This is a genomic window from Paenibacillus sp. P46E (assembly GCF_001909095.1).
GTDB classification, from domain to species: Bacteria; Bacillota; Bacilli; order Paenibacillales; family Paenibacillaceae; genus Paenibacillus_AQ; species Paenibacillus_AQ helianthi.
The window spans coordinates 72,544-86,023 of sequence record NZ_LVYZ01000049.1; the positions used below are offsets into that span (position 1 = coordinate 72,544).

Here is a 13,480-nt window from a genome sequence, read left to right on the forward strand (position 1 = left end):
TGCCGTACTTCTGAATACTGGATATAGGAAAAAGCAAAAAAGGTGTTCCGCAAGCCATCACAATGGCTTACAGAACACCTGGTTATAAAATGGATTAAGACAAACGGCCGCTGAAATCGCTATATTCAAACTCGCGGATGACCTTGAGGCCTTCTTCGTCGTTGTATGAAGCGATAGCCGGCAGGTTGACGCCATTGAACATATGGTTCTTCACCATGGAATAATGCGCCATGTCGAGAAAGACCAGCTTGTCACCGTATTTGAGCGGTTCCGGGAAGGAATAATCCCCGATAATATCTCCCGCCAGGCAGGTCATGCCGCCGAGTCTATACGTGTACGGATATTCTCCTGGCTCTCCTGCACCGATAATACCCGGACGGTACGGCATCGCCAGCACATCCGGCATATGGCATTCTGCCGAAGTGTCGAGGATGGCAATATCCATGCCATTGCGCATGGTGTCCAGTACAGTGGCTACCAGGTACCCTGTGTTCAGCGCAACCGCCTCACCCGGCTCCAGGTAGATCTGCACATCATAGGTTTCCTTCATATGAAGAATGCATTTGATTAGTGTGTCCAGGTCATAATCCGGACGGGTAATGTGATGACCGCCGCCGAAGTTGAGCCATTTCATACCATGCAGATATTCACCGAACTTCTCTTCGACCACCTTGAGCGTACGCTCCAGTGTATCCGAGTTCTGTTCGCACATCGTATGGAAATGCAGTCCGTCAATGCCGTCCAGCTCTTCCGGCCGGAAATTAGGCAAGGTCACTCCCATCCGGGAGTTGTTGTAGCAAGGATCATACAGCGGGACCTCAATCTCGGAATACTCCGGATTAACGCGGATACCGCAGCTGATATTCTTAGGTGCATTCTGGACCCGCTCCTTGAAACGGGCCCACTGGTCGAATGAATTGAACACCATGTGATCCGTATAGGTAAGCAGCTCATCGAACTCACGGTCCATATAAGCCGGTGCATAGACATGCACCTCTTTGCCCATCTCCTCATAGCCGAGTCTTGCTTCGAATAAGGAGCTGGAGGTTACCCCATGCAGATACTTGCCGACCAGCGGGTACAGCGCATGCATGGAGAAGCCTTTTTGTGCCAGAAGAATCTTGGCTCCTGTCTGCTCCTGCACGTAATTCAACGTTTCCAGGTTCTTCGTCAGCAGCCGTTCATCGACCAGATATGCGGGTGACGGCAGATTGCTGATATCGATATCTATATCCTTCATGATCTTAGGCCCTAATCCAGCAGCGTCGGCGAGAAATCTTCTTGCCAAGGCAGCCCGTGTTTGTTAAGTAGGTCCATGAATGGGTCCGGATCGAATTCTTCCACGTTGTATACGCCCGGTTTCTTCCAGATGCCTTTTATGATAAGCATAGCTCCGATCATTGCAGGTACGCCGGTTGTGTAGGAAATGGCTTGGGAGCCCACTTCTCTGTAGCATTCCTCATGATCGCAGACATTGTAGACATAATACGTCTTGGGCTGGCCGTCTTTCGTGCCTTGAATAATGCAGCCAATGTTAGTTTTACCTTTGGTTCTTGGTCCCAGGGAAGCCGGGTCAGGCAGAATGGCCTTCAGGAACTGTAAAGGAATAATCTCCTTGCCCTCATACATAATCGGTTCAATGGAGGTCATGCCTACATTTTCAAGTACCTTCAGGTGAGTCAGATAGTTCTGCGAGAAGGTCATCCAGAAGCGGATTTTCTTCACACCAGGGATGTTGGCAGCCAGAGATTCCAACTCTTCATGATACAAGAGGTAAATATCCTTCGGGCCGATCTCCGGGAGATCATAGACTTTCTTCTCGGACAATGGTGCGGTTTCGATCCATTCGCCATTCTCAAAATAACGTCCATTGGCCGTGATTTCACGAATGTTGATTTCTGGATTGAAGTTGGTCGCAAACGGATAACCATGATCACCAGCGTTGGCGTCAACAATATCAATCGTGTGGATTTCGTCAAAATAATGCTTTTGCGCATAGGCTGTAAATACTCCGGTTACCCCAGGGTCAAAGCCGCTGCCGAGCAGCGCGGTAATTCCGGCTTTTTCGAATCTTTCTTTGTAAGCCCATTGCCAGGAATATTCGAATTTCGCAGTATCCTGCGGTTCGTAGTTGGCAGTATCGACATAGTGCACTCCCGTTGCCAGGCAGGCATCCATAATGGTCAGGTCCTGATATGGGAGAGCGACATTAATCACGACATCCGGCTGGAAGCTCTTGATCAGTTCGATTACCTCATCCGTGTTATCTGCATCAAGCTGAGCCGTAGAAATCTTCGTCTGGCCTCCGGCCAATTTATCTTTCAGAGCATCACATTTCGCGACAGTTCTGCTAGCTATGCAGATCTCTTCAAATACATCCGGGTTCTGGCAGCATTTATGAACAACAACGCTCGCTACACCGCCAGCGCCAATAATTAACGCTTTTCCCAAAATTGATTACCTCCCAAAAAAAGTTTTGTTAGCGTTGCTTCATAAGAATAGCTTCGTACAAAACTTGCTTCGGAAGCAATCGCTATTCCATTTGAAAAATCAACAAGGCTGATTATACATAAAGCAACGCAATAAATCAATAAATAACGACAAAAATTGATACCAAGACTGTAAAATCTCACGATTACCCTGTTAATACTCACGAACGCATGGAAATACACTGAAATGCTCTGTTTTCCTGCGTTTTTTTCTCTAACTTCCAGTGTGTGTAAAAGCATTATAAGAAATGGGTTCCCACGGACCAGGACAACTAGATAATTGTATCACAGGAGCTGCCTGCTTCATAATTTTTTTTGAAAAGCTATGAATTGGCTGTTCATCCTCGCGCATTATACTCTTTTACCCGGTTTCCTTCCTATATTAACTGTTACCCCGTCACCAGAATGATTGTCTACTCTAACCGGTCCTTTGTTGGGGTTATTATATGTATTCCTGTTAATCCAATACTCGTGATCGTCAGTTGTGGATATTTCATCCTAAATGTATATACAAAAAAGCCATGGAGAACCATAGCAGCAAACAGAATCTGCGGTCCACACGGCTCAGCAGGTGATTATATGATCTCCTTGCTGTCTTTCTTCCCGCTCATCGTGCAATTTTCAATAATCAGCCAGCAGTTTATATCATCCCAGCCTTGAACTGTGCCTTCGATGAGATAGTGCGGATACAGGAAGCTATGATCGACCCGGGAACGAACTGCTTCATAAGCTGTGACTGCAAATCCCCCGTCAGATAAGGCAATATGAATACCATGGATCGAAAAAAACATCACCGCTCCAGCTACATGCTGCCCTGGTGAATATCTCTGTTTCATCCGGGTCCACTCTTCCTGGTAGGAAGCCATTGCCGATATCCAAATCTTTTCAAATTCAGCCCGTTCAATAGAAATATCCTCTTCCAACATCTCCACAGCCTGGTCCGTTAAGAACAAATCCGGGCTGCCCGAAATTTCGAAGGCACCTCCTTGTCTCGCAACGATCTGCCGGTAAGCCGTCTGTTCATCATCTACTTCAAAATAATAAATCTCATCTTCGAAAAACGATTTTATGTATTGGATATTGTTCCGCTCCTTTCCCGGGAATGGCTATGTACCGCCGGTGGCGGATTACCTTAAATGGATAACCATCCAGTCGGGAATGTAGATTCAGGGATCGCGATTTCCCCAAGTATTAGACGGGCCCAACAATATCCTGGACTGCCGCTTTTTTTTATTGAGCTATCGTTCCCGATAGTGTAACAATGCTTCCGTTCACCTTATAACTTCGTTATCGTAATTTTTTCACAAAATACATATTAAGATCGTCGTCCACAACCACCTCCTGTCCGTATTGTATATATCCACCATTTTTATAAATCCCTTTACTATCGGGAACATATCCACGATGAACGTATAATGATTGAGCTGCACCGTAATCACCGAACAAACCTACACCAAGTCCAGAAATTTCAAATCTTTCACCAATGATCTCTTCACATTTGTCCATTAACATTGTACCTATTCCATGACGACGATATTTTATCAACACGTTAAAATCTTGTATTTCAGGTATATTATTCTCTTTGAAATATGGATAGTTAGACTCCCAAGCTATATTTACATATCCTGCAAAGTCACCCTCAACCTCAGCAATTAACGATACTATCTTTCCGTTTTTTTGTTCTTCTTCATATTTAACATATTGATCAGTCGGTTTATCCCAGCCTTGTATACGGAATGCTTCGGATATTCTTTCAGGGTCATTATCATTCATCATACGAATCGTAGTTTTATTCATAAGACCATCTCATTTCTATAATTTATTATAGAGTTGACCTTTACTTTTAATCTATGTATATGAGTTATTTAATGGAAAGATCGTCAATCGCTTGTACAGCTAGTTCCATCGCTTTAATTCTTCTTTCTAAAAGCGTTCTTTGAGGACTACCAGCCTTTGACTTAGCATAACTGTTTTCAATTGATGGAAATAAACCAGTAATAACATTGCGAGCTTCTGCTAAATCTTCCTGTGTGTAATAATGGGGGCTTTGATTCCAAACGTTTTCTAGCATGGCTAAGCCGATGGAAACAGCTTTGAGTCGTTTCTTTACTAGGGTAGTATTTGCGCCATTTTGAGTCATCTGGGACAAGGCGTTCTCGAGTTTACTGATTGTCGATTGTAAAGATTTTAATGATTCCAATTTATCAAAATTTAATACATTTTCCATGTTAGTACTGTCCTTTCTTAGTTTCTAGTATTATTTTGTTTGATTTGTCTCCCGTTAGCGAAATCCAATATTTCATTTGGATTGGACTATTAATTCTTCATCAATTAGCTTTTCACCTTCATAAATAACACCATCGTCATGGTTCTTTATATCAAAATAACCATTATAATAATCCCAAACATCTGAACGATCCGAATATTTAGCAATAACCTCCAATATACCCCTCAACCATAAGCCTGAATTTAACATCTTTTTTACCGTCAAAGGAGGCTGCTGTAGTATCTATCACCTCAAGTTTCCTAAAATTCTCCTCGGATTTTCCGAGTGCATCTCCAATGTCTATGCTTGTCCCCTGGCTACAAGCGACAGTTATGAAACTCCCCGCAGCAAGCTGCGGGGTATCTTAGCTGGAGAATTCGCTTCGCTCACCTAGAATAAGGTCAACTGCTCTCCTTCTGTTTGTTCGTGTAACTTTACGTATTCGTCCACAATCCCTTGCTTCTTCACATAGTTTCTTATGGTTGCTTCACTTCCAAACTTACTTACAGTGTTTACAAAATATCCGTCTGACCAAAATTCTCCACCCCATAATTTTTTCTTCACTTCGGGATGTTTTGCAAAAATTTCTCTAGCCGTTATACTTTTTATCGTTTGTATGATCTTCGTCGGACTATACTTCGGCACGGACTGAACCAGAAAGTGAACATGATTTTTATCCGTTCCTATCTCTAAAAATATGATCTCATATCTCTTAGATATTTCCAGACAGATTTCTTTCAATGTTTCGTCTACCTCTGCACTGAACACCGATTTCCTGTACTTTGCTGGACATACAAAATGATACATGAGCACCGATACGTTATGTGATTTATGGATATACTCACTCAAATCACAGCGTTCCCTTCTACGTTTCTGTTTTATGCTCATTATAGCGCAAACACTTAGTTACTACGCAGCAAGCTGCGGGGAATTGAACCCGTAGCGATTAAAATAAATGCGAGGACGATTAAGATAGAACATTTCATCTATTTATTTCCCCCGTTTTTAGTCTACCTGCCAATTGCTTGGAATGCTCCATTAATTACTCATTCATACAATACCACATATTGGAATTATCCTGCCCGTTTAGCTCATTGCGATTCCCCGCAGTTTATTATTCTTTAACACCTGCCACCTGCCGCAGTCATCCGTCCGCAGAATCCCCCGCACAAAGGCTTCTGTCGTCATCTGATAGCGGCTCCAGCGCAAACAGCCTTCACTTCCCATGGGGAGAAATGAAGGCTGTATATCCGTCGTCCTTTTCGATCTATTCCTTATTGCCCGAATCCTACCCGTGGACGTTCCCGCTCTTTCGTCTCTACAACTACAGCCCGGATCGAGGTAATCGGAATGTACAGCACCTGATATTCGGTACGGTACTTCACGAAACGCTCATCGATTTCTTCCAGAATGCCGCCTCTGACACTAGAACCATCCAGAAAATTCACGGTAACCTCTTGACCTTGCAAAGCTTCCAGCATTTCAGAATCCGCTCCTCTGCTTACAGTTTGGTAATCACTTTGTCGATTATACCGTATTCCAGTGCCTCCTGGGCCGACATGAAATAATCCCGGTCCATATCCTTGGCTACCTTCTCTGCCGTCTGACCCGTGCGTTCAGCACTGATCTGTACAACCTTCTCCCTAATCTGCAGGATACGGCGGGCACTGATGGCAATGTCACTGGCCTGGCCCTGTGCGCCGCCATGCGGCTGATGAATCATAATCTCGCTGTTTGGCAGCGCATAACGTTTGCCGGTAGCTCCGGCCAGCAGCAAAAGTGAAGCAAATGAAGCCGCAAATCCCGTACAAATGGTACTGACCTGCGGTTTGATTACCTGCATCGTATCATAAATACCGAAGCCTGCGGTAGTCGAGCCTCCCGGGCTGTTGATGTACATCTGGATATCCTTGTCCGGCTCATCTGCAGCCAGGAAGAGCAATTGGGCGATGATGCTGTTCGCCAGCTGATCGTCGATGGCCGCACCTACGAACACAATACGGTCCTTCAGCAACCGGGAATAAATATCGTAGGACCGCTCTCCTCTGCTTGTTTGTTCAATGACATAAGGAATAATGCTCATGTCCACTCCTCCTTGGATAGCTTTGGTTTATACCCTGTAAACGGATGGAGTCCTCCAAAGGATACGGGTTTTATCTTTCAAAATAACCTTAAAGGCAGCGTATCCTTTACATTGTGCTGATCGTTTATATAATAGAGGCAACAGAATACGCAGGATGACCCAAAAGGAGATGATCGCAAGTGTCGACCCTTGTACCGTTCAGCACCGGAGAATCAACAGATGAAATGCTGCCGCTTCGGGACGCTCTGTTCCGGTATTGTCTGTCTTTGACTAGATCCAGCCTTGAGGCCGAGGATTTGGCCCAGGATACCTGGACCAAATCGCTGGCTTATGCCAAATTTGCAGACAATACGAATCCCGAAGCACTGCTGCTGCGGATTGCCAAAAATACATGGATTGATGCGATACGGCGCAAAGCTTCAATGGGACGGGCGCTGGAGCGTACTCAAGCATTAATATCCTCAAGCCTAGTTCAGATTACCGACCAAGCGCCAGGGGAAGCGCGGGCTAGGATCGAGCTGGCTTTTCAGGTGCTTATCCGGCACTTATCTCCGCTGCAAAGAACAGTCTTCGTAATGCGCGATGTACTGGGCTATTCAGCGAACGAAACTGCTGAGATGCTGGAGACCACCGGAGGAGCCGTCAAAGCGGCCCTGCACCGGGCGCGTCAGGCACTCGGAGCAGTCCGCAAAGAACTCGCAGAGCACGAGGGTCCAGCACGGACGCAGGACCTGGATTTCCGGATTCTGCTTCAGGCGCTGGCAGAGTCCTATGAAAAAGGCCAGCTGCCTGTGATGCTGGAGCTGCTTCGCCAGGAGATTAAGTCGGAGATGACGATGGCGGTCAGTACCTCCACGGTGCAGGCACTGCATACAGGCGGAAGAGGTTCCTGGTCATGCATGGAGGCTGGCAGCATGGCGGAGATACGGATGGTTGCATAATCCTTACACAACTAAGTTTATACTTCTGGAGCCAGTTTTGTACGAAGCTTATTCCAGGAAGCATTGCTAACAAAACTAAGTTATGCTTCCGAGGCCAGTTTTGTACGAAGCTTATTCCAGGAAGCGTTGCTAACAAAACTTTAGGAGTGAAAACATTGAGGAACATACTTGTGCTCGGGGGAACCCGTTTTTTTGGCAAACGGTTAGTGGAGCGCCTGCTCCGGGATGAAGATACTAAGGTTACCATTTTGACAAGGGGACTGACAGAGGACGGCTTTGGCAGCAAGGTGGGCCGGTTAAACGTGAACCGCACGGATACGGAAGCACTCACTGAAGCTGTAGGAGATACCATCTGGGATGTCGTTTATGACAACATCTGTTATTCCCCGGATGAGGCCGCCGCGGCCAGCCGTATCTTCGCAAATACGGCTAAGCGATATATTCTGACCTCCAGCCTATCTGTGTATGATCCGAGATCTGAAATTCTACGCGAAGCAGACTTTGATCCGGAGTCTTATCCGCTGCGGCTGGGTGCAAAGGAAGATTTCAGCTATCAGGAGGGTAAAAGACTGGCTGAAACGGTCCTCTTAAGGCAAACGGCTTTTCCCGTGGCAGCAGTCCGGTTTCCGATCGTGCTCGGGACAGATGATTATACCAAGCGGCTGCATTTTCATATTGAGCATGTGCAGGAAGGACAGCCCATCGGGGTGCCCAATCCGCAAGCGCTGATCTCGTTCATCCGTTCTGATGAGGCGGCTGATTTCTTATATTGGCTGGGCTTCTCAACGCTGACTGGACCCGTGAACGCATGCTCGGACGGGACGCTTACCATCGGGAATCTTCTCTCCATCATCGGGCAGGCAACCGGACAGCAGGCAGAGGTTCAGAGCGAAACGGCCGATAAAGACAGGTCTCCGTTTGGAATCGAGGAATCCTGGTACATGGATACAGCAAAAGCCCGCGAGGCGGGCTTCCCGTTTCTAAAACTTGCAGAGTGGTTCCCTGAACTGGTCCTGGACCTGGTAAGTGAACGAAATGGCTCACTCGGCCATCGCGAGTAGCTGGCTTGATGTCACCACATTCTCTGCTCTGGATTTTTCATCCATGTTTATTAACAGACCGGCCGGGGCATCTGCTCCGGTCTCTTCTTCGATTCGGAACACATGAATCTCCCGGAACAGCTGCTGTGAGATTTCATTGATCTCCACCGCTTGCCGGGCAATGTCACGGATCGCTTGATCCTGCTGGGTGCTGGAGGCATTGACCTCCTGCACACCTGCAGCAGTCTGTTCAGCCACTGCAGCTACAGAATGCACAGAATCTGCCAGCCGGGTGTTGATCTTCCGGGTCTGCTCCACCTTCTGGTGAATTTGTCCAATCTGGTGGCTGATGCCGGTAATAGATTCGTCAATGGCCTCGAAGGAGGCAAGCGTCTGTGCCACCTGGTGGTCCTGTTCCTCCAGGCTTTTTTGGGTTTCCAGCATATATTCCTGAACATCCGCCATACTGTCCTGCAGATCGCCAATCATCCGGCTGATATGGATAGAGGAGTCATTTGTCTGTACGGATAAATGACGGACCTCATCAGCGATGACGGCAAAACCTTTTCCCGAAGCCCCTGCCCGGGCTGCCTCAATAGCAGCGTTCAGAGACAGGATATTCGTCTGCTTGGAAATTTCCGTAATGGACCGGGTGATTCGCGAAATATCACCGGACTGCTGAACGAGCTTGTCCAGTGCTTCATACACCTTGGTGATAGAAGCACGGGAATGATAAGAAGTCTGCCGGAGAGCAGTTACCGTCTCCGAGCCTTTGCGTGTATTCTGATTCGCTGCTTCGCTGGTTAAGAGCATCCCATCGGTGTAATCCGTTATCTCATGAACCCCGCGCTCCAGCTCCTCCAGCAGCAATGTGCTATGTTCAGATTGTTCCGCCTGCTGCCCCGCCCCGACGGATATTTCCTGGATCGTATGGAGAATTTCCTGATTGGTATGGGCAGTGATGACAGATGACTGCTGGAAGGAATGTGAATAATCTGCAAGGGAAGAAGCCGCAGTCATCGTCTGCCGCAGCATATCGCGGACCCGGCACACCATATGGTCGAAATGGTGGCTCAAACGTCCAAGCTCATCATGATAAGGAGAGTTAATCTGCTGCCGCAAATCACCATCCGCAATCTCCCGCAGGGCTGCCTGAAGCTTGCCGACCGGGGTTACGAAAGAACGGATCAGCAGCCAGCCAAGCAGCAGCGTGAACAGGAACACCCCCGCTGCTGCATAAATGATGATGGAAATCGTGTCGTCGAGCATGAGAAAAGAATGATTCTGCGCCTGCTCGGCATTATCCGCAGCTGCGGTATACAGCTTACCGTTCGTTTCCAGCATAGATTGGTTAAGTGCCAGCGCCTTCGTATGTAAGTTATCTATTTGTTCCAAAACCGCTAACGGGTCAAGACTGTCGTCACCCATAGTCTGAATCAGTTGATCAAAAATCCCGTTATATTCCCCAGCTTGGGTCCGCAGCAATCCCAGGATCGGGGAGGCGGGTGTATCTGCCTCAAATTTAAGTTTGGCCAATTCAGCGGTAAGCTGCTTCTGCTTGTCCTTAAAATCATCAGCCAGTTCCAGATCACTTGATTCGGCAAGTGCCGTCTCTGCACGGTTCAGCTCCTGCAGCAACTGGGTAACCGTTGAGACGGTAATCCGTTTTTCCATCTCTGTCTTTTGCTTTTTCATGGAAAGCTCCACTTGTCCGATCTTATTCCCTTGGTACAGGGCCACCCCCAGAAAAATAAGCGTAATGGCGGAGAAACTTAAAATCAGCTTCCATTTCATAGAAAAGTGCAGCCGTTGTCCCTTCAAGCGAATCATCCCTTCATATCAAGCTTCAAAATACAATAGGTATATTTTACTAACACACTCATTGTAGAAGCTGGATATTAACTGCTCTCCTAACTTTTGTATGGGATTCGTAAAGAAATTGTTGCGAAAATGTTAACAGAAGGGCGCTTGCAGTGACTGCTATCTAACCGCCATCCGGTTCAGAAAGCGGTTCATGAGCAGCGGCAGGGATATCAGAATCGGCGGGTCGTCCAGCCTGGGAGGATGTAGGGTCAACGGCTGATGCGGGACCAGAGAACCTGGTACGACATGGATCGGAGTCTTCGACCGGGTGCGAAGTGTGGTATGCGGAAGGAGGAAATCAAGCGTGTGTGTTCCCCATGATATGGAGGTGGCAAGCAGGTAGTAGGTCCCGGGAGCCACATGTTCAAAGTGAAAATGCCCCAGGGAGGAGAGCAAGGTACCGTATAGCGGCAGTCCCTCGGGAATAGGTTTGGCGAATAGGCCGATTAGAATCACCCCGTCAACAGGAGCCTCAGCAGATATCGTCCCGTGCACAGAAGAAGGCATCCGGCTGATCGGGTACGAAAAACTCCAATCCCGCAGCTTCCTTAACGAGCTCATCTGATCTCCGGCATAAGGCACGGAATTGCGGAATTCCGCCGGAGACATACCCACCCGGGCAGCAAAACGTGAAGTGAAGGTCCCAAGGCTCTGCTGGCCAATCTCCAGCGAAATATCACGGACCGTAAGGCCCGTGCGCAGCAGCATGTCCTTCGCCCGCTGCAGGCGGTAAGAGGATACATAGTACAGCGGAGACAGACCAGTCCGCTCCTTGAAGATGCGTACAAAGTGATACGGGCTGTATCCGGCATAACGGGCCAGACGCTCCAGCGGAAGTTGATCATACATATGCTTATGAATGTAGACAATAACTCCATCAATCTCTGCAAACCGTTCTGTCACTGTAAGGTCCACCCTTCTCCGGTGAGATATTAAGAACGTAAGTTCGCATAAATAATATCACAAATTTAAGTGAATTGGAACCTTCCTGTTATGTCAGAACAAACTCACCCTATCGGGTGAAAGCAGCATCTTATTGCCGCAGGTAACGGCATTGCTCCCAGATCAAGGGTATTTCTGCCTCTCATTCTGCCCGACAGCCCGCTGACAGTGGGATCAGGGGTATTTCTACCTCTCATTCTGCCCGCTAGCCCGTTTACGGCGAGATCAGAGGTATTTCTGCCTCTCATTCTGCCCGACAGCCCGTTGACAGGGTAGATCAGAGGTATTTCTGCCTCTCATTCTGCCCGCTAACCCGTTGACAGTGAGATCAGAGGTATTTCTACCTCTCATTCTGCCCGACAGCGCGTTGACAGTGAGATCAGAGGTATTTCTGCCTCTCATTCTGCCCGACAGCCCGTTGACAGTGAAATCAGAGGTATTTCTGCCTCTCATTCTGCCCGACAGCCCGTTTACGGCGAGATCAGAGGTATTTCCTCTTAGGCCCGTTTAGTTCATTTCGTTTCCCCTGGTCTATTTCTTCAAGCTATTCCTCTCACTTTTAATCACAGTTATCCACAGTTTTTTTACACAGTATCATTTCCATGCAACAAAAAAAGCAGGCTCCGGCTGCCCGGAAACCTGCCTGTCCTATTTGATGATTCTCTTTACATGCATGATCTATGCCTGCTCCGGTGTGCCCTCTTCCATATACACGGACTCCCATAGATGACCGTCGATGTCCTGAAAGCTCCAGCTGTACATAAAACCATGGTCGATCGGGTCATTATACTTCTTGCCGCCTGCGGCCAGCGCCTTATCCACCAGTTCGTGCACCTCTTCCCTGCTGGATGCGGAGAATGCCAGAATCACTTCGGTGTGGCTGGAGGTGTCGACGATTTCTTTGGAAACAAAGGTTTTGAAGAATTCTTTAGTCAGCAGCATGACAAACGTATTGTCGTTGAGAATCATACATGTCGCGTTCTCATCCGTAAAATGAGGGTTGAACCCGAAACCAAGTGCGGTAAAGAAGTTAATCGAAGCCTGCAGATCATTTACCGGCAAATTCACAAAAAGCTGGCCTGCCTGAAATCCCATTCTCTAGAACGTGTCTGAAAACTCCTCATTGAGTCAATTTGAAGATGACAGCTACATATACAAACGCCAAGAATGACTTGGCCAACTTGTCGTAACGAGTAGCCACAGGCGAAAGTGTTTGATTTTATTGAAAAAGCACTCCACTAAGTGGCGTTCTTTGTACCGATACCAATCGACTTTCTACGGGTTTTGACTATTCGCTATAGGCGGGATGGTGTAGGATGCCTGCTTAGCTGTAATCCAATTTCGAATCGCTTCGGAGCCATAGGCTTTGTCGCCAAGAATATGACTTCCTGTAATTTCAAGCCTCTGAAGTAAATCAATCGCTGGAACGGAATCGTAGACTTGACCACCCGTCAGAAGAAAAGCGAGGGGATTTCCTAATCCATCGACGACGGTGTGAAGTTTGGTTTGGTTGTCTTTCCGCCACGACTGACGCCGATGTGCTGATTTACTTCGTGGCCTTCAATGTTTTTTTAGCACCGGCATTATGTTGATGGGCTTTGACCGATGTCGAATCAATGCTCAAGTTTTCAAAGTCAGGTTCGACCTGAAGAGTTTGGAAGATCGCGACAAGCAGTCCGGTATCTCGCCACTTGCAAAAGCGACTGTAGACCGTTTTCCATGGACCATAGCGTTCTCCGGTAAATCGAGCCAAGCAGCACCACTTCGAGCGATCCATAGAAAAGCGTTAAACATGGTTCGTTCACTTAATTTTGACGGACGTCCTGTTCGGTAGAGTGGAAACATCCCCTTAATTT

General features: G+C 47.4%; 13 protein-coding genes and 1 pseudogene. 2 read left to right on the forward strand and 12 right to left on the reverse strand.

What is annotated here, in order from left to right:
* Nucleotides 1-94: 94 nt before the first annotated feature.
* From nspC to clpP, 8 genes are all read right to left on the reverse strand, one after another.
* Complete coding sequence (gene nspC / locus A3849_RS18800) at nucleotides 95-1,231, reverse strand: carboxynorspermidine decarboxylase (protein ID WP_178382745.1); 1,137 nt, start codon at nucleotides 1,229-1,231, stop codon at nucleotides 95-97.
* Between the two features lie 20 nt (nucleotides 1,232-1,251).
* On the reverse strand, nucleotides 1,252-2,451 hold the full coding sequence (locus A3849_RS18805; protein WP_074112804.1) for a saccharopine dehydrogenase family protein: 1,200 nt from the start codon (nucleotides 2,449-2,451) through the stop codon (nucleotides 1,252-1,254).
* Between the two features lie 613 nt (nucleotides 2,452-3,064).
* Complete coding sequence (locus tag A3849_RS18810; RefSeq protein WP_083613586.1) at nucleotides 3,065-3,442, reverse strand: hypothetical protein; 378 nt, start codon at nucleotides 3,440-3,442, stop codon at nucleotides 3,065-3,067.
* Nucleotides 3,443-3,776: 334 nt separating this feature from the next.
* Nucleotides 3,777-4,286 carry a GNAT family N-acetyltransferase gene (locus A3849_RS18815; RefSeq protein ID WP_074112806.1) on the reverse strand — a complete coding sequence of 170 codons (510 nt, stop codon included), beginning with the start codon at nucleotides 4,284-4,286 and terminating at the stop codon, nucleotides 3,777-3,779.
* Between the two features lie 64 nt (nucleotides 4,287-4,350).
* Complete coding sequence (locus A3849_RS18820; RefSeq protein ID WP_074112807.1) at nucleotides 4,351-4,716, reverse strand: hypothetical protein; 366 nt, start codon at nucleotides 4,714-4,716, stop codon at nucleotides 4,351-4,353.
* A 429-nt stretch (nucleotides 4,717-5,145) separates the two neighbouring features.
* Nucleotides 5,146-5,604 (reverse strand): IS200/IS605 family transposase, encoded by a 459-nt coding sequence (gene tnpA, locus A3849_RS18825; protein WP_074112808.1) that lies wholly within the window; start codon nucleotides 5,602-5,604, stop codon nucleotides 5,146-5,148.
* Nucleotides 5,605-6,029: 425 nt separating this feature from the next.
* The gene (locus tag A3849_RS18830; RefSeq protein WP_074112809.1) at nucleotides 6,030-6,236 is read right to left on the reverse strand and encodes a hypothetical protein; all 207 of its coding nucleotides are present in this window, start codon (nucleotides 6,234-6,236) and stop codon (nucleotides 6,030-6,032) included.
* A 20-nt stretch (nucleotides 6,237-6,256) separates the two neighbouring features.
* The gene (clpP, locus tag A3849_RS18835) at nucleotides 6,257-6,838 is read right to left on the reverse strand and encodes an ATP-dependent Clp endopeptidase proteolytic subunit ClpP (RefSeq protein WP_074112810.1); all 582 of its coding nucleotides are present in this window, start codon (nucleotides 6,836-6,838) and stop codon (nucleotides 6,257-6,259) included.
* Between the two features lie 179 nt (nucleotides 6,839-7,017).
* Here clpP and A3849_RS18840 point away from each other — a divergent pair, with 179 nt between their 5' ends.
* Both A3849_RS18840 and A3849_RS18845 read left to right on the forward strand, forming a co-directional pair.
* Nucleotides 7,018-7,779 carry an RNA polymerase sigma factor gene (locus tag A3849_RS18840; protein WP_074112811.1) on the forward strand — a complete coding sequence of 254 codons (762 nt, stop codon included), beginning with the start codon at nucleotides 7,018-7,020 and terminating at the stop codon, nucleotides 7,777-7,779.
* A 155-nt stretch (nucleotides 7,780-7,934) separates the two neighbouring features.
* Nucleotides 7,935-8,840, forward strand: coding sequence for an NAD-dependent epimerase/dehydratase family protein (locus A3849_RS18845; RefSeq protein WP_074112812.1), 906 nt, complete (start codon nucleotides 7,935-7,937; stop codon nucleotides 8,838-8,840).
* Here A3849_RS18845 and A3849_RS18850 read toward each other — a convergent pair.
* From A3849_RS18850 to A3849_RS32470, 4 genes and pseudogenes are all read right to left on the reverse strand, one after another.
* Nucleotides 8,820-10,640: a methyl-accepting chemotaxis protein gene (locus A3849_RS18850; protein WP_074112813.1), complete on the reverse strand. Its 1,821-nt coding sequence runs from the start codon at nucleotides 10,638-10,640 to the stop codon at nucleotides 8,820-8,822. The genes A3849_RS18845 and A3849_RS18850 overlap by 21 nt on opposite strands.
* A gap of 159 nt (nucleotides 10,641-10,799) precedes the next feature.
* Nucleotides 10,800-11,531 (reverse strand): helix-turn-helix transcriptional regulator, encoded by a 732-nt coding sequence (locus A3849_RS18855; protein WP_074112820.1) that lies wholly within the window; start codon nucleotides 11,529-11,531, stop codon nucleotides 10,800-10,802.
* A 771-nt stretch (nucleotides 11,532-12,302) separates the two neighbouring features.
* Nucleotides 12,303-12,719: a VOC family protein gene (locus A3849_RS18860; RefSeq protein WP_074112814.1), complete on the reverse strand. Its 417-nt coding sequence runs from the start codon at nucleotides 12,717-12,719 to the stop codon at nucleotides 12,303-12,305.
* Between the two features lie 25 nt (nucleotides 12,720-12,744).
* A pseudogene (locus tag A3849_RS32470) lies at nucleotides 12,745-13,478 on the reverse strand (IS5 family transposase).
* Between the last annotated feature and the right edge of the window lie 2 nt (nucleotides 13,479-13,480).